This is a genomic window from Phocaeicola oris (assembly GCF_021295095.1).
Taxonomy (GTDB): domain Bacteria; phylum Bacteroidota; class Bacteroidia; order Bacteroidales; family Bacteroidaceae; genus Phocaeicola; species Phocaeicola oris.
Genome location: NZ_JAJLQX010000007.1, coordinates 17,109 through 34,017, shown reverse-complemented (window position 1 = coordinate 34,017; position 16,909 = coordinate 17,109). Strand labels below are relative to the sequence as shown.

The following is a 16,909-nucleotide window of genomic DNA, read 5'->3' as shown; positions in this document are numbered from 1 at the left end:
GTTACTTTATCAATTGTTGTTTCCAATGATTATAGTATTCTTTCAAATATGTTTTTTGTCCCCCTCGAAAAGTCCTACCATCCTTCAGGCGTTGTAATAACTTTCCCACTTCTGAGGATTCCCGATTATTCCATCCAAGTTCTGTCACTAAATAATTTTCTATATCAGAAGGTGTTACTCCTTGAAGATATTTATGAATAGTACGAACATAAGTCTTACACGATTCTTCATCATCTGGATGTGCCAAGCTCTTTGAATTGAACATACGATTATCCATCTCACGAAGGGCAATCGGTAAGATCGGATCTATTTCATGTTTTGACTCATTATCAGCAAACGAGCCTGATACGTTCTGTGCATGCCATCTCATTTTCCATTCATTAAGTCCTTCCATGTTCCATGAAAGTGCAATGATATATTTGGCTGTCATATAGTCATCTACTTTAAAGACAGCCTCAGAATCCATGTGACAGCATACTACAACATCTTTAGGCATGTTTTTATACTGACATTCCCTTTTATATGTGATTTCTGTGGCACATTTTATAGGCTTAGTGCACTCCTTAAACTTCATAGGCCGAGAAAACATTTGGTTTACATTATCTTCACCAAATATTTTACCTACTTGCATAAAGTTATTTTTAGTATAACTATAGAAGACGACACATTCTACTTTGTCATCAGAATCAGCAAGTTCAAATGCTTTGCGGACACATGCAACCAAAGCCTTTATATCAGGTCCATATGCATCAGCATAATATTTTGTTATTGTATTCATGTTATTTCAAAAATTAAGCAATATTTTACGTGGTTTTATTGATACAGATTTGTTTTCGCTAAACAGTTCTGAATTAATCTCATCTGGCATTAACCCAACTATGTCTGATAATTCTTCCATTGAGTAATTGAGCTCTGAAATGTGTAAATCAAACATTCTGTTTACAATTTTAGGGTTATCTATTGGAACTTGAACAGACTCATTTTTTCTTTCTCCATGTCGACCAAGAGTTACATATAAGTATCTTGATGTTTGCTCTGAAATGCATTTCAACTCCTTAGCTCTATAAATAATAGCAGCCTTAGAAACCTTCCAGTAATATTTCTTCATCCCTAAATCTTTATATTTAAGATTATAGAGATCTTCTTTGCATTGACTCTCTGGCATTAAAAACTCTCCTGCAAATTCATTAGCTTCTATTTCTTTGTGATCTTCAGGCTTCTCTAAATTCTCTGAACGTAAATGCATTACAAGATGACCTAATTCGTGGGCAAGGCTAAATCGTTTTCTATCATTAGGAATGTTACGATTTATCCAAATTACTGGAGCTTGATTTGTTGTGAACATTGTTAGACCATCAAATTTATCCATATCATCAACATCCAAGAACATTACAATAACGCCATTTTTTTCGAGCAATGAAACGATATTATCTATTGGGCCTGCAGAGATACCTAAATAATTCCTAATCTTATAAGCTATTTCTTGTGGACTATTATCTGCAGTAGGCTCAATAGAGGGAATTCTCAATTCGGGAATATTTATTGACTCCAGCATCTCATCTATACTTTTGCTCAAAATACTGATTTTGCTTTCAAGAATAGAGAGCTCCCTTACCGTCATTGAAGATCTTTTCCTATAAAAGAGACTTGTTTCGCCTGCGATACGGATATCTTTTTCAAAAAAAGATGCAGGATAGTTAAGTGTTTTAGCTATTTTAGAGACAAATTCAGGGGTAACTGTTAACACACCCTTTTCAAATCTCGAAAGGGTAGCTTGAGCAATGCCCAACAATTCGGATAACTTACTTTGAGAAAGCCCTCGACTCTCCCTTGCAAGTTTTATGCATTTCCCGTTAACCATATTATACGGCCTCCTTGCCTCTTTGTTTTTCTGGTTTCACTGTTACCATTGGCTCATCACTAGAAGGATTTTTTGTCATTAAGATTTGGTTCGATGCAGCAATATCACCAATATCTATAGGTGCCCAAAGATGTTGATCTCCTTCCAAATATAATATATAAATATGTGAAACTCTTTCGATTTCATCCAACTGATAGCCAAGAATTAGCATAGGCAAAGTGTCATCACCTTCTGCCTTTTGGTATATTCTCTTGGTGGAAGACTTCGTAATATTTACCCATGGCATTCCATTATCATCAAGTTTTTTTATCCAGACTTTATAACTCCCTATCTCTAAAATAGAATTTCTTTTGCTGATTTGAGCTATTCGGACACCTTCTAATTGGGAAAGATGTTCAATTATCAATCCATGCATATTACTTGTACAGAAGGTATTTTCACGGCGGGCGATTGCATGCCCTTCTGCATATTGCAAATAGCAGTCTCCCGCTTCAAGGATTTTAGCAACAATATTATTGGCTAAAGGGGTGAAAAATTTCAAAACGTCGTCCCGACTAGCATCTTGACGGGGATTCATTTCTTCGTCTGTAAAGAGAAATAACGAATGATTTCTCAAAAATGAAATATTATTTCTAATCATAATAAAAATTTTTGGTGCAAAGATAAACAAAAATTTTAACATACGCATAATATTTAAAATAAAATGCGCATAATTTTATAAAAAATTTGTGTACTTTGGATTGAAAAATATTTCGTCTATTAGAATAATAGTATGCACTCCTTGCTATATATGCGCAACATGGACTAAATTTCTTCTTTCGTTAGAACAATGATTGCTTATTGGCGAAAGAAAAAGATATTATCTCTTCGCCAATAAATGGATCAACACTATAGGTTGAGTGCTGGCAGGCTATTGATGGCGTCCTCCTTCAATTTATCCACTGCACGAGTATATTTTTCGGTGTGTTTCAACCCACTATGCCCCAATAGACTGGCTACGGTCTTGATATTAGCACCATTATTCAGGATGTTCACAGCAAAGCTATGGCGGGCGCAATGCCAGCTTATGTGTTTATTGATGCCCGCACGCTTTACCCACCGTTTTACAGATTTGCAACAACTCTCGTATGTGGGTAAATTGAAAATGGAAGTGTCTAAGTTTTCTGGAGCTTCTCCTATCAATGAAAGCAAACCATCATTCAAAGGGATAATTACGCCACTATTGGCAGAATGTCCTTTAGTCTTATTCTGCTCAAACTTCAACAGGTGATTGGTGTAGTCGATATTTTTATAAGTCAGGTCTTTCACATCGCAGAAACGCAAACCGCAATATAGGCAAAGAATAAAGGCTCGTCTAACATTTGGGTTCTCGTTGTCGTAATGGCATTGGATTAAAGATTGGATTTCGTCCATAGACAATACATCCTTGCGCAAGATCTGCTCGTCAACCTTGCACACCACACCCTTACATGGATCTTTCAACATCACTTCATGGTCGATAGCATAGCGCACCACTTTCTTGAAACGCTGGTAAATGCTCTTTGCGCCCTCACCAACACTTCGCGATTGCAGATACTCCACAAACCTTTCCATCATTTCCTTTGTTATCAAATCGGGCTTGATACTAAACTCATAGAGAGGATAGTACTCTTTCAAGAAGTCCTTAAAACGATTCAAGGCAATCTTAATCATTCGCAGGTCTTTCTTGGTATAGCTATCAATGTAAGCCTGATAATAGTCTAAGAAGTTGACATTTCTGTCTTTCTTCAGGCGATAACCAAGCATACTCTCCTTAAACTGTTGTTCACGCTCCGCACGAATATTGGCAGCCAATTCAAGCGTTTCTTTATTTTGCTGTCGCTCGGCAGGAGTGCGTGGCTTGGCTGTTAAATACAACTGCAGATTTTCTTTTCGTCTGTTGTGTTTGATGTGAACTTTGGGCTTACCCACCATCTTACCTGTTTCATACAAAACAGGCTTGCCATTATCGTCCAAAATAGGTGTTTCTTCTCTACCGAGATAATACTCCAAATAGAGACTAATCCGACCATCGGCAAGCACATTTTGCTCCAATTTCGGGTTTTCCTTTGCTTTATTCTCTAACTTTGCCATAATTGATAGTTATGTACCTAAATGCGTATCAAACCGAGTAAAATCATTAACTCATTTATTTTCAGATGTTTTCTTATTTTGCAAAGGTACTAAAAAGTTTCGAATATCAAAGTGTACTAAAAGTGTACTATCTAACCAAAAACAAGCAAAAATGGGCTAATTTAGCAAAAATAAGAAAAATGTAAATTATTGATTATCATCATTATATATTCTTTTCGTTTCTCTTGTTTTCACTACCTTGTACCGGGTCTGGGTACAGGTAAAACAGCTAAGTATTTAAAAATCAATACTTAGCTGTTTTCTTTTTACCTCACCTGTTCCCAATTTGTTCCCGCAGAACTTCATTCTCTCCCTCGCTAAATGTGGTTGAATGCCTTTAAATATTGATTGCTTTGCAATTTGTAATGCTAATGAAAATCAATATGTTGAGTAGTTGAAGAACCATCAAGGTACAAACAGCAATAAAATGTAACTATTCAACAATTTCAAATGAAGTGTCTTGTCCTGATATAGCTTATCTATTTGGTCAAGCTATATCAGGACAAGACATATTAACATATTAAATAAATCAACGGACATTATGCGGGTAATCCCATGTGCTTAAGCTCAAACTTTTCAATCTCCGTGAATCAGGCATTATCAGAGGGACAATAGTAAAGGTCTGAATTTATAGCTGGGCAGCCTGTTTCCGCTCTTTTGGTCGGTATATGCTTATTGCTTTTCTAACTTGATATTAGGTGAAGCATAAGCCTTATCCAATACTAAAAGAAGAAGCGGAATCATTGTATATGTGGTAGGATCAGCTTCTTCCACGTTGTACTTCAGACACAGAGTGTCGGCATGCGACATAAGTGAAACCGGAATGTACTTCGTGGGGCAGTTGGTTTCGCAACCTATTACGGCGATGACGCTTTGACGGGTGAAATCTATTTGAGTGGGGGTACCACCTTCTCCCATAAAGGCTGCACAGCCGAAAATGCTGTCGAACGTCTCCTTGCTGTCGTAGTAGCAGGATGGATGGGACGGTGCATCATTACGCACAAAGTAGCCGTGCGCTTCGATGTAATCAACTTGTTTTGCTTTGTCTGTCATGCCGCACGATACCATGAATATCGCAGCAGCAACGATAGATAATAACTTTTTCATATACAACTAATTATTAAAGTTTATTCTTATACCTATATTTAAGTCCAGATTGAATGGCTTGTCTTTATACACGTTGTCAACGGAGCTGTGGTTGTCAATGTAATAACTTGCACCCGGTTCGATGAACAGGCTTGTGTTTCTGGCAATGTTGGCTTCAATACCTGCGGAGAGTGTGGCAGAGAGTTGAAGCGGTTTTTCGCTTACCCTTTGCTCTTCAATGGAATTTTTGCTGCCACCGATGACAAATTTCGTCTTGGCCTTGCCCGATACGCATTTCTCTACCATACCACCGCCGCTAACATAAATGCCGATACGCTTGCTGTTCCACAACTTGTAGCGGAGTTTCAGCGGAATGCCAACATAGTGGAGCGTTTGTTCCGTGTGATAGTAATTCTCGTTGGAACCCGATTCCATTGATGATGACAGCAACGTGTACGTTATGCCACTCTCTACGGCAAGGGCTTCGGTTAAGGGTACCGATACACGAATGCCGGTACGCACGGGCAGCTTATAATGCTTTTTTGTTTCGACGTCCATCCCTTGGTTAAGTTTGAAGATGTCATCATAGGGATTGTTCCCCTCCGATGGTTCTCCCTGACCAAAGCCACTTGAAGTAAAATCATCTTGGGTCGAAGTGTTGTTTGCCATGATGTTGCCTGCATAGAGTGATACAGAAGCTGCCTTTCGGCTCTTCGACTTCGTAGCCATACGGTCGGTAATCCACAGATCCTTATAACCGCCTCGTTTTCGTTTGTTATCGGTTTTCTTTTCGACTTTGCCATTCTTCCTTTCTTCTTTGCCGTTTGATGGAAGGACTTGTTCGCCCTGTATCGGTTCTTCGTCATGCGTTATCGTGTCATCGTTCGCGACCACTTGCAAGGGAGATTTTCCAGTGTCTGCCAGACGGATGGCTTGCGTGGTGGTAATCACGCCCGGTGTAGTGACTTGCGGCTTCGGCGTATCAATACTTTTGCCTATGCTCCTCTTGGCTATTTGCGGTAATTGGTCATTTGGAATGGGAGTATTGAAAAACAACGAACCTATACCCATGAGCAACGCAATGCAAGCAGCCGCTCCGCAATAGCGCAACCACAATGGAACGATGCGATGCTGACTTTTCGTCGGCAGATTGTCCACAATGCCGTTCCAAAGCTCCTCCGGCGGTTCGGGAAGATAATTCTCCTCCTCTTTCCTCAAATGTTCTATCCAATCGAAATCACTCATCTGTCGCTCCTTTCCTTATATTGATTTATTTTCACTGCAAGCATCTTCTTCGCCTTGTGGAATTGCGAAGCCGATGTGTCTTCTTTTATTCCGAGAATGTGGGCTATCTCCTTGTGGCTTTTCCGCTCGAATACGTAAAGATTGAACACGGAGCGATAGCCTGCGGGCAACTCGCCTATGAGTTTCCTCACCTCTTCGTATGGAATGTCGTCTGTTTCCGCCGTTTCTTCTACCACGTCAGCGTATTCGTCCACCGATTTGATAAACTGCATTTTCTCGCTCTTGCGAAGAAACTGTAGCGAATTGTTTACGACGATTCTTGTCATCCACGACCTTAACGAAGCGTTTTCCTTCGGCCGGTACTTGTCGATATTCCCGAATATGGCAACGAAAGAATCCTGAAGCGTGTCGCGGACATCTTCAGGATTGACTACATAACGAGAACACACAGCGGTCAAGTAGCGGGCGTGCAAGAGGTAAATCCTCTTCATGGCCTCTTGCTCGCCTCGCCTTGCTCCGTCTATCAGTTCCTGTTCGCTGTAGTTCTCGTTATGCATCACGTTCATCCCGAATGACAGTTCGTTACTTAACCGTTACGTTGATGGTTGCCGACTTTTTGTTCTTGTCGGTCACGGTGACTGTTGTCTTGCCGGCCTTGACACCCTTGATGGTAATCTTGCTGTCCTTGACACTGGCAGTCGCGACTTTCGAGTCTTTTACTGTTGCGGTGTAAGGCGCAGTACCCTTCGATACGGTAACGTCAACCGTCTTTCCGACAGCCATCTCCGCTGACTTCTTGTCAACAGTCAATGAAGACGATGCAGCCTTCACGGTCACGATAACCTGTCCTGTCTGTTTGCTTTTGTCAGTTACCTTCACGACTGCACTACCCTCGGCAACACCTGTGATTGTGATTGTCTTGCCCTTGGTTTTGACCGTTGCAACCTTCGTATTCGACGAGTTTACCGTAAACGGAGCCATACCACTTCCGATAGTCACCGTAGCGGTAGCTTTCGGAGCAATTTCCACTTTTGCAGGATTGAGTTTTAATGTGTTAACGGGCTCGTCGTCATCGTTGTCGCACGAAGCGAATGTCATAGCAGAGATACTGATAACAGCCATCATCATTACTTTCAAGATATTGAACTTTTTCATTTTTATCTTTTGTTTTTTATTTGTTTATTACTGTTGTTCTTTTTTTGAGCGCTCATCTATATAATACCGATGTCCTGAAAACCTTGCCTGCGGAAACAAACTTTTTTTTCATCCATAAAAAACAAGACCGGCAACCTAAAGTGTGGTGCTAGTCTTGGCAATGACATAATTCTCTTATTGACTGACGATAAAGCGTATTGTTGGGCTATACGTCAAGGTTATTGCACTCCATAAAGTTCGATGGGAAGTTTATCCGGATCTTGAAGAAAGGTGAATTTGCGCCCTGTATATTCGTCTATTCTTACAGGTTCACATTCTACGCCCTTGGCTGTAACTTCAGCTATCGCTTTGTCTATATCTGCTACGGCAAAGGCAAGATGGCGGAGCTCGCAAGCTTCAGGGTGACTAACCCGTTGTGGTGGTGAAGGAAAAGAAAAGAGTTCCACAACATAAGTACCATCCGGCAGAGCAAGGTCAGTCTTGTACGACTGGCGTGAATCCCTATAATGTTCACTTATTATTTTAAGGTTCAAAATTTCAGTATAGAATCGAAGATATTGCATATAATCTGAAGCTATGATTGCAATATGATGAACTGCTTTGATTTGCATAAGGTATAGAATTTTTAATTGTATTTATTACACTCTGTTTGTAATGAGGCTTACCTACACATATATATTATAATTTAATAATACTATATTCTAATTCACTTAGCTATAGCATAATTGGGGTTACAAAGATAGATGAATTATCATTGATATTCCGTTATCAACACTGATTTCTCTACATTAAGAGAGGTGTTTTCGCCTCCGATTATCTGACTAATTGCTGTGTTTTGTTTATTTTCCAATCATACGCCCCGTCTGCAACATCGCCCACCTCTTTGAGTGTGTGGCGATGTTTGATTTCGTCAAAGGACTGCTTATGTTCCGCATAGCCACACAGCCAGTCACCAACCGCCTTTTGCATTTCGGCTGTTTCGCCATATTCCTGCATCACACTTTTAATGTCAGCGGCTTCCGATGGGGCAAAGATTGACTTGTGCTGTTCCGTTCCAAAATGGATAATCGCATTGATGGCTCGTCTGAACACCTCGCTTGCTTGGTAGAGAATATCGGCAATGACATTCAGAATTTTCCGGCTGGCTTCCAATGCCCCCTGTAACAAACGGATAGTATTGTCTTTCTTCTTGGTGGCTGTGAGAACCGCTTGGCTGATGCGCTGCTGTATGTCTGCTTCCTGCGCTTGAAGTTGCTCACCGACATCGTGGCTCAGAGCCGTGTCTCGGACGAGACGGCGGAGATAGCCGTGGTGGATAAGGAGGCGGACGACCTGATAACCTATATCCTCTCGGCCATCCGCAACGCCAGACAGTCGCCCGTCAAGACGCAACGCGAGGCGGCCACCACGCTCTATAATGCCACAAAAATCTATGCCGGCATCCAGCAGATGGCGCAGCGGCAGGAGGTGCAGCAGGCACGCGGACTACTCACCGACCTTGCCAAGCCCGACCTTAAGGCGCATGTGCAGACACTCGCCCTCCAGCCCGCCGTTGACCAGCTCTCCACGACCATCGACCGTTATGCTTCGCTGCTCGAAAGTCGTGCCACGTCGCAGGTGGCTACCAACCTCGGAGCGGCAAAGCCCGTTCGAAAGAAGATGAACACCCTGTATGACGAGATGACCACCGTGGCTTTTGCATTCAGTATAGCAGTACCTGCCGCAGAGCTTTCCACCTTTATCACCAAGCTCAACAAACTTATCGACGATACCACTACGGCATATAACCAAAGCCGGGCGCAGATGAAGGCAGCCAAGGTCGCGGCATCGGGCGAGAAGAAAATGGAGTAAGGTCGGCAAAGGCAGCGTGAAAACCTCTTCCTTTCCCTCTCATGGGGGAGAGAAAGAGCAAAAAGGCAATCCCCTTTTATCGGACTATATACCGGATTCAACGTCCAGTTGAGTAGATTTGATGTGAATGAATCGGTAAAGTATCAAATAAAATTGTTTGATAACTTTGTTTTTCTTTTTTGATTTCTTAATTTTGTTTCTGCGTTGAAAATAAATTAAAATACCATGAAAGTATCAAGACGATCTTTTTTAAAGACAGGGTTGGCAAGTACTGCTTTGCTGGCTACAGGCAATTTGAATATAGTTGAGGCCGGAAATCCGGCTGTTTCTGAAACAAAAAAGGAGAAGAAGACTAATCCTTTCGAATTGAGTTGTGCAGGATATACATTTGTTAATTTCGATATCGATACGACATTGAAAACACTGCAGAAATGTGATATTCATAATCTTTGCATTAAAGATTTCCATCTGCCGCTGAATGCTACGGACGATCAAATCGCGGCATTTCATAACAAGTTGGCTTCATTTGGTGTAACCGGTTATGGAGTAGGGCCTATTTATATGAATAATAAGGAAGAGGTAGACAATGCTTTTGCATACGCTAAGCGCGTGGGAGTAAATGTGATGGTTGGCGTTCCGTCTTATGAGATTCTTCCGTATGTGAGTGATAAGATGAAGGAATATCCCGACTTGTATTATGCTATTCATTTGCACGGACCGGATATTGATCGATTCCAAACCGCGACAGTTATATGGGATAAGGTAAAGGATTTGGACCCGAGGATAGGAATGTGTTTGGATATTGGGCACGACTTCCGTGCAGGATGTGATCCGATTGCCGACTTGGAGAAATATCATTCACGCATATTTGATATGCATATTAAAGATGAGAGTGAACCCACTAAGCAAGGACACTGTATGGAGATTGGTCGGGGAAAGATAGATTTTCCTGCTTTAATTCGTATGTTGCGTAAGGTAAATTATACAGGAAAACTTAGTTTAGAGTATGAGAAAGATATGAAAGATCCGTTCCTCGGCATCGCAGAATCATACGGATATTTGAAAGCATTGTGCGATAATGCTTAATCATTTATAAATGAAAGGGGAGGAGGTACATCAATTGATGTATCTCTTTTTCTTTTTATCCGACTGATTTGATAGTTTGCCTTTATTTCTTGGAAAAAGTTTATAAAAAACGTTTATCTTTGCATCTGGCTGTCATTTAAAGATAATCGGATATAGTTTGTTTTTAATTTGAAATCACCCATAGAGCTATGAATTATCAGGAAATATTAGAACATGTATGTCAGGAAATCCAACCGTTTTCCAAAGAAGGTAAGCAAGCCGATTATATTCCGGCGCTGGCTAAAGTGAATCCCGATCAATTTGGCATTTGCCTGCATACTATCGGTGGTGAGACTTTTGCGGTAGGTAAGGCGACGACGCGTTTTTCTATTCAAAGTATCTCAAAGGTATTTGCTTTAGCTATGTGTCTTAGCTTGGAGGGAGACGAACTTTGGAAGCGGATGGGAAAAGAGCCTTCGGGAACGGCGTTCAATTCACTCATCCAGTTGGAAGAGGAGAAAGGTATTCCTCGAAATCCGTTTATCAATGCCGGAGCAATCGTCATGACGGATATTTTGTTGAGTAAACTGGCAAATCCGGAGGAAGAGTTCCTTTCTTTTGTCCATTCGCTTTGTGGGACAAACAGTGTGTCGTACAACGAAGAAGTGGCACGGTCGGAGCGCAGCCGGGGATACCTTAACGCAGCCATTGCCAATATGTTAAAGTATTATCATAACATAGAGAATGATATAGAGCGGGTGCTCCAATTCTACTTTCTGATGTGCTCGGTCGAGATGAGTTGCCAGGAACTTTCAAAAGCATTTCTTTCTTTTGCAAATCATAAAAAATCTTTTCAATATAATCATATCATGCTTACTTCGTCGCAAGTGAAGCGGATGAATGCCATTATGCAGACTTGCGGATTCTATGATGAGGCCGGTGAGTTCTCCTACTTGGTTGGACTGCCGGGGAAAAGTGGGGTGGGCGGTGGCATTGCTGCTATATATCCTATGCGTTATTCGGTTGCGGTATGGAGTCCGCGATTGAATCCGAAAGGTAATTCTGTCATGGGAATGAAAGCGTTGGAACTTCTCACAACAGAGACTCAGGAATCTATATTTTAGTAGAAATACATGGTCTGTTAGGATTAGATAAAAAGACATAAGAACATGCTATATTCTCATGTCTTTTAGTTCTTATATATTTGTTTTTACAGTTCCGTTACTTTTCCCATAAAGAGAATCGCGCCTGTACTTTGTTCTTGAATGAGATAGAGGAACGGACGGTTCACATGGAATTGTATGGAGTGAGCTTCCGGACCTGCCGACGTATAAAGATTAATTACAGTTACGGCTGCAGCTTCTGTTCCTTCCTCATCTACATTAATATAGGTACCTTGAATGATGTCTGAAATATTGAGAGGTTCTTTCGAAATACCAAAGAAATCGGCATTGGCTGAGAAAGCATGGTGAATACCCATCGTCTTCATGTCATCAACCAATGTCTTGCGATATTCTTGTTTGAACTTCGGCAACTCAACATCAATATTTATATTGTCAAGCTTTTCGTACAGACTTTGATACATCTGATAGTCAAGTTTCTTTATGGCATCATTCATAGTCGTATTTTTATTTGGCAGAAGAACCATCATGCGATATGCCTGATTGCCGTAAGGTAAGCAAAGCATCTCGAAAGTGTTATTTGTGGCATAGGCAAAAGGATTCTCTTGATGCATCATATCAACTTTTTCGACGCTTCCGTCTAAGTTGGTAAATTTCTTTTTCTTTGTGTCCGCTTTATTGAATTTGCTTGTCCATGAGCCTTTAAAGTACAATGCATTAATCAGCATCATTCGCGTTCCCGGGTCTAATTCTTGTAAGAAATCTTTAATACAATCGTTTGTTTTGTCGGCTATCCAGTCGTTAATAGCTTTTAGTGTATTGGAACTATTAAAGTCTGCGTTCTTCACTTCTGCGTCGAATACGGTTTTGTTGGTTTTCACAAAATCTGTTTTAAGAATCAAATTATTAGCCACCCATATAGAGTTGGCAATGGACATTTTTATAGAGCTGTCTATATTCGGCAGCTCTTTCATCATGGTTTGATAATATTCGTTGAATTCTTCGGAAGATGAATCTTCAAAGCCAAGAACCTTTTTCATTTCATCAAGCGTAGCGTTTTGAGCTCCGTTAGCTGTCATAGCTAAAGCCATAGACAGAGAGAATGGTGAAACCATTAGGTTCGGCTTGTCAATCTCTGTTGCATTTATCTGCTGAAAGAATTTGAAAGAGAAGTTTTGAATATTTTCATTAATGGTTTTTGAACGCGTAGTGAGCGTAATCTCCTGACGTTTCCCCGGAAGTGGGATACTTTCATTCTTACTGCATCCCGAGCAAATGAACAATGTAGTACAAATTACTAAGCCAATGAATTTTTTCATAATTATCTGAATTTAAATTGAAACTTTTTATGTAATAAATACAGGATTTTTAAAATACTGCATCTGTGGTTGTTAATTATTTCAAAAGGATTCCTACAGACGACTTTATAAAGATGTCTGTTCGTCTTAAAAAGTGATACGTATGAGTTTCCTAAATCATCAGAAGTTTTTGTCAATTCATCCGTATGAGTTGAGCGGTTTATACGTATGATTTTTACAACTCATCAGTATGACTTTTGCAGCTCATCAGTATGACTTTGCAAAGTGATTTCCTTCTGTTTGGATGTAGTTGACCAGCAGAATAAGAAAATAAAAAATAGAAAGGCATTTGCCACTATCTCACTATGGTTTGCAACTGATAAATTAATGATTAATAATAAATTATATTCAAAAAGTTGCAAACCTATTTTATATTTTAATTTATTGCTGTTGGGGGGAAAACAGAATAAATAAAGTTTCGAATTTTTATAAAAAAGGCGGCGACACTCTCGTGCCACCGTCTTTTTAACTTAAATATTTATTGCCTATGAGTAATATTAAGGGAAGCTATAGTTTAATTCTTATTTCAAACTTTCGAACATATTCATAACTTCTTGAGAATTGACATCTTGAACACAATTTTTGTGATCATCTATTGCTTGACAAGCAGCTAATGCAGACGTTTCTCCTAAGACCATGAAAACCGGCTCCATTCTGATGGAGCCATACGCTATATGAGAAGCAGATAAACACACAGGAACCAATAAGTTTGAACATTCATTTTCTTTTGGAGTAATTGCACGGTATGAGATATTATAAGCTCCATTCGGCGATACTTCAACATTTCCTTCATTTTTTACCATGCCATTAATGACAAGGCGTGTACAGTTATGGCTGTCCATGGTATAAGCAGCCCATCCGATAGGATCATTAGCTGTTAACTTATGTTGACAATAGTCTTGCGTCATAACCATTCTACCTATCATTCTTCTGGCTTCTCGAATATAAAGTTGAGGGGTAAAGTGATTGGATTCTTCGTATTCATCTTTTGGGTATCCCCACAAAGCAATTTCGTTTCGAATAGATTCCGGAACACGAATATCATGACCAACAAAATATAACATTCCTTTTGTATAATCCAAGTGCTCTTTGAAAATCTGTTTACGTTTTTCATAACTCCCATCAGGATATTCCCAATTTGCGCCAATCATATCCGTGGAAAAGCCATTCCGATTGTTTATATCTGTTTTATTATTGGGCATGTGAGACCAAATAAACAAGTCGTTTAATTGAGTGTAATTTGCTTTTTCAATCAAGCGAATCATGAGTTCATATTTCGAAGGATCGTAATTATCAGGTTTAGTAATTTCGATCATATTTGTAGGATCTTTGGTCAAAGTAATTCGGAAATTATAGGCTTGAACATGGTTATCTCCTGTTCCTTGAACTCCAATTTTCTCATTCTGAATGCCATAAAGTAATCCGCTGGAAGGATTACCCGGAATCTTATAAGGGTCTATTCCGTCAGGAAATTGATGACCTTTTAACATTTGAACGCCATTTAAAGTTTCGCCATATTGGGAATTAGATTCACGGCCAATGGTATAAGAAACGCCGGCTTTAGCCATTAAATCCCCTTCATAAGAGCAGTCGATAAAGACTTTTGCTTCTACTGAATTTGTTTTACCGGTTGATACGTCTTCTAAAATAATACTTTTTACAATTGTACCTTTTTTATTGGTCCCAATGATTCTATTATTGTAGAGTACATCAACATCAGCTTCTTTAATATAATCATTAAAAACCTCTAATGCGATGTGAGGCTCAAATGTAAATATAGCCTCCGATTTTCCGTATTTTTCTCCTATACGACGATAAAAATTCATAGAAAAGCCTTGTATAATTTCTACTTTACCAATATCGGTTTGACCGAGTCCCCCGGAAGAAAGACCTCCGAGACGAGTTGTCGGCTCTACAAGTAATACACTTTTCCCTTGTTTCTTTGCTGTATAGGCGGCAATAACACCTCCAGAAGTTCCTCCATAGATGCAAATATCAACTTTTGTTTTTTGAATATCTTCGTTCTCATTTTTGTCTTTACCTTCATAAGCTGCCAATGGATTGATAAAAGCTAATAGAAATAGTGTTAATAATAATTTCTTCATAAGAACAATATTTAGAAGAGGTTTCGTGATAAGAATACCTCTTGATGGTTTTATATGTGTAATTAATAGCCCGGATTTTGAGTTAAGTTAGGATTGACTAATATATCATTTGCAGGGATAGGCCACAAATAATTCTTGGCAGGGTCAAAGCTCATCTTATAGAATGTAGTGATATAACCGGCTGTTTCCATATAAGAAATATCTGGCAGACCATCTTCATCAATGGAAGGGATACCACCAATAGGATAGTTTCCATTATCCCAATTATTCAATAATGTTATAAATTCAGGAGAAAGTTCACGATTTGATTCGCTACCAGTCTTTCCATTCCAGTCTGCGCTACCAGACCATGCACGTGGTAAATAGTACATAGATTTATTGTGCGATTTTTCGGCAATATGCCAACGTAGCAAATCTCGATAACGAATACTTTCGAAAGCAAACTCCGAACGACGTTCCATACGAATAATTTTTCTAAGTTCCGATTGTGAAGCTTCTATGACTTTCGGATAATCAATATCTGTTCCATTGTATGCCCTTGCTCTGACAAGATTAATGCTTTTATCCAATACATCTTGTGTGCATGTTCCTAATTCATTCATGGCCTCACAATAGGTCATTAACACTTCCGCGTAGCGCAAATATGGATAACAATTATCTGATGCACCTCCGTTGGAATTATAATCTTTCCAATTATCTTTTACGTATTTTCTTAACATTAATCCATTGTAGGCAGAATGCTGGTTAGATGCTTTTGAATCATTATTAAGAACCATATTGCCCGTTGTTGTTTCGTATACTTTGTTTGCGTATGGACTCGGATTATACTCATATCCTAAAGTAATGTATTCCGGATATTTTTTAGGAAATGTACCATCTATTTTCGATTGTTCATATTCAGCATAGTCACTTGCATATTTTGTCTTGAAAGGTTGAATGGTATATGCTAATCTTGGATCTCTATTTTCAAAAGGATCTTTTGGATTATAAAGAGGAGATTTATCAATTGGCAAACCATCGATGCAGGTGTAAGAGCATAATAATTCCAACGAAGGGCTTTGGTTTGCGAAACCACCATATTTACGAATAATATAATTTCGGACATTGGCTAAAAAATCATATCCTTTTTTTAGCGTCAAATCTCCTTTAAAATAGAACATTAATTCAGGAGAGCTGTTTGCGATAAACAAGTCTAAGTAATTGTCATGTAATTTATAAACTCCCAAATTTATACATTCCAATGCAGCATCTGCCGCTAATTGGTAATTACCATGAAATAATGCGAAACGAGCTTTAAAACCTAATGCAGCTCCTTTTGTTGGACGTTGTTCTCCACTATAAGAGCTGGGAAGCATATCTGCTGCTTTATCAAGACATTCGTAAGCATACGATAAAACTTCACTCTTTGGAGAACGGGTTGCTGTATAGGCCTCTTCTAAAGACATGCCTGTTTTATTTAATACACAGTCTCCAAAATAAGTAGCTAATTCCGCATAGGCAAAACCAATCATGAAATATGCTTCTCCTTTATATTGTGTAATTTTTGTTTCTGGTACTCCGGAAGCGGTTCCATTATTTAATGCATCAATAACTTTTAAGGATCTTGATATAGATTTATATAAAGAAGCCCATCTTGTTGATGCTATATAACTTTGAGATGTTATGGTCCCAAGAGTTATTTCATTGGATCCATTTCTATTCATTAAATCATCATCCCAAGAGATATCGTCAATAGGAAAGAATTCCGGTCGCCACAAGTCGTTAAGTGACATTTCTATTTCCGTTTCATCATGATACCAGTTTTCACTGGACCCTTCAGATAATGGATTTAGATCTAAGTCTGCACAAGATGATAAGCCCAACAAAATAGAACCTATTATTAAGTATTTATTTATATTTTTCATATTTCCT

The 16,909-nt window shown here is 39.3% G+C and carries 16 protein-coding genes and 1 pseudogene; 4 read left to right on the top strand and 13 right to left on the bottom strand.

The window, feature by feature from the left end:
- Position 1: 1 nt before the first annotated feature.
- From LO761_RS05065 to LO761_RS05040, 6 genes are all read right to left on the bottom strand, one after another.
- Complete coding sequence (locus LO761_RS05065) at positions 2-778, bottom strand: hypothetical protein (RefSeq protein ID WP_124139921.1); 777 nt, start codon at positions 776-778, stop codon at positions 2-4.
- 6 nt (positions 779-784) lie between these two features.
- Complete coding sequence (locus LO761_RS05060; protein WP_124139922.1) at positions 785-1,861, bottom strand: XRE family transcriptional regulator; 1,077 nt, start codon at positions 1,859-1,861, stop codon at positions 785-787.
- Between the two features lies 1 nt (position 1,862).
- The gene (locus tag LO761_RS05055) at positions 1,863-2,543 is read right to left on the bottom strand and encodes a hypothetical protein (RefSeq protein ID WP_145992937.1); all 681 of its coding nucleotides are present in this window, start codon (positions 2,541-2,543) and stop codon (positions 1,863-1,865) included.
- A gap of 206 nt (positions 2,544-2,749) precedes the next feature.
- A complete protein-coding gene (locus LO761_RS05050; protein ID WP_272817243.1) occupies positions 2,750-3,973 on the bottom strand; it encodes a site-specific integrase in 1,224 nt (407 codons plus the stop codon).
- Positions 3,974-4,684: 711 nt separating this feature from the next.
- Positions 4,685-5,080, bottom strand: a complete 396-nt coding sequence (locus LO761_RS05045; RefSeq protein ID WP_272817242.1) for a hypothetical protein — start codon at positions 5,078-5,080, stop codon at positions 4,685-4,687.
- A 45-nt stretch (positions 5,081-5,125) separates the two neighbouring features.
- Positions 5,126-5,992, bottom strand: a complete 867-nt coding sequence (locus LO761_RS05040; protein WP_272817241.1) for an outer membrane beta-barrel protein — start codon at positions 5,990-5,992, stop codon at positions 5,126-5,128.
- A 19-nt stretch (positions 5,993-6,011) separates the two neighbouring features.
- On the opposite strand from LO761_RS05040, the gene LO761_RS05035 reads away from it, so the two are divergent.
- On the top strand, positions 6,012-6,203 hold the full coding sequence (locus LO761_RS05035; RefSeq protein WP_272817240.1) for a hypothetical protein: 192 nt from the start codon (positions 6,012-6,014) through the stop codon (positions 6,201-6,203).
- Positions 6,204-6,339: 136 nt separating this feature from the next.
- Here the strand turns inward: LO761_RS05035 and LO761_RS05030 are convergent, their stop codons facing one another.
- The 4 genes and pseudogenes from LO761_RS05030 to LO761_RS05015 form a co-directional block, all read right to left on the bottom strand.
- Complete coding sequence (locus LO761_RS05030) at positions 6,340-6,834, bottom strand: RNA polymerase sigma factor (RefSeq protein ID WP_272817239.1); 495 nt, start codon at positions 6,832-6,834, stop codon at positions 6,340-6,342.
- A gap of 91 nt (positions 6,835-6,925) precedes the next feature.
- Positions 6,926-7,498: an Ig-like domain-containing protein gene (locus tag LO761_RS05025; RefSeq protein WP_272817238.1), complete on the bottom strand. Its 573-nt coding sequence runs from the start codon at positions 7,496-7,498 to the stop codon at positions 6,926-6,928.
- Positions 7,499-7,716: 218 nt separating this feature from the next.
- The gene (gene gloA2, locus LO761_RS05020) at positions 7,717-8,109 is read right to left on the bottom strand and encodes an SMU1112c/YaeR family gloxylase I-like metalloprotein (RefSeq protein WP_272817237.1); all 393 of its coding nucleotides are present in this window, start codon (positions 8,107-8,109) and stop codon (positions 7,717-7,719) included.
- A 202-nt stretch (positions 8,110-8,311) separates the two neighbouring features.
- Positions 8,312-8,752 (bottom strand): annotated as a pseudogene (locus LO761_RS05015) (mobilization protein); the annotation flags it as partial.
- Between the two features lie 12 nt (positions 8,753-8,764).
- Between LO761_RS05015 and LO761_RS05010 the strand changes: the two are divergent.
- From LO761_RS05010 to LO761_RS05000, 3 genes are all read left to right on the top strand, one after another.
- Complete coding sequence (locus tag LO761_RS05010) at positions 8,765-9,349, top strand: DUF6261 family protein (RefSeq protein ID WP_272817236.1); 585 nt, start codon at positions 8,765-8,767, stop codon at positions 9,347-9,349.
- 225 nt (positions 9,350-9,574) lie between these two features.
- Complete coding sequence (locus LO761_RS05005) at positions 9,575-10,435, top strand: TIM barrel protein (protein ID WP_272817235.1); 861 nt, start codon at positions 9,575-9,577, stop codon at positions 10,433-10,435.
- A 188-nt stretch (positions 10,436-10,623) separates the two neighbouring features.
- Positions 10,624-11,538 carry a glutaminase gene (locus LO761_RS05000; protein ID WP_272817234.1) on the top strand — a complete coding sequence of 305 codons (915 nt, stop codon included), beginning with the start codon at positions 10,624-10,626 and terminating at the stop codon, positions 11,536-11,538.
- An 86-nt stretch (positions 11,539-11,624) separates the two neighbouring features.
- On the opposite strand, the gene LO761_RS04995 is transcribed toward LO761_RS05000, so the two are convergent.
- The 3 genes from LO761_RS04995 to LO761_RS04985 all read right to left on the bottom strand — a co-directional run bounded on the left by LO761_RS04995 (position 11,625) and on the right by LO761_RS04985 (position 16,902).
- Positions 11,625-12,854 carry a serpin family protein gene (locus LO761_RS04995; protein WP_272817233.1) on the bottom strand — a complete coding sequence of 410 codons (1,230 nt, stop codon included), beginning with the start codon at positions 12,852-12,854 and terminating at the stop codon, positions 11,625-11,627.
- 560 nt (positions 12,855-13,414) lie between these two features.
- Positions 13,415-14,998: an FAD-dependent oxidoreductase gene (locus LO761_RS04990; RefSeq protein WP_272817232.1), complete on the bottom strand. Its 1,584-nt coding sequence runs from the start codon at positions 14,996-14,998 to the stop codon at positions 13,415-13,417.
- Between the two features lie 62 nt (positions 14,999-15,060).
- Positions 15,061-16,902, bottom strand: coding sequence for a RagB/SusD family nutrient uptake outer membrane protein (locus LO761_RS04985; RefSeq protein ID WP_272817231.1), 1,842 nt, complete (start codon positions 16,900-16,902; stop codon positions 15,061-15,063).
- Positions 16,903-16,909: the final 7 nt, after the last annotated feature.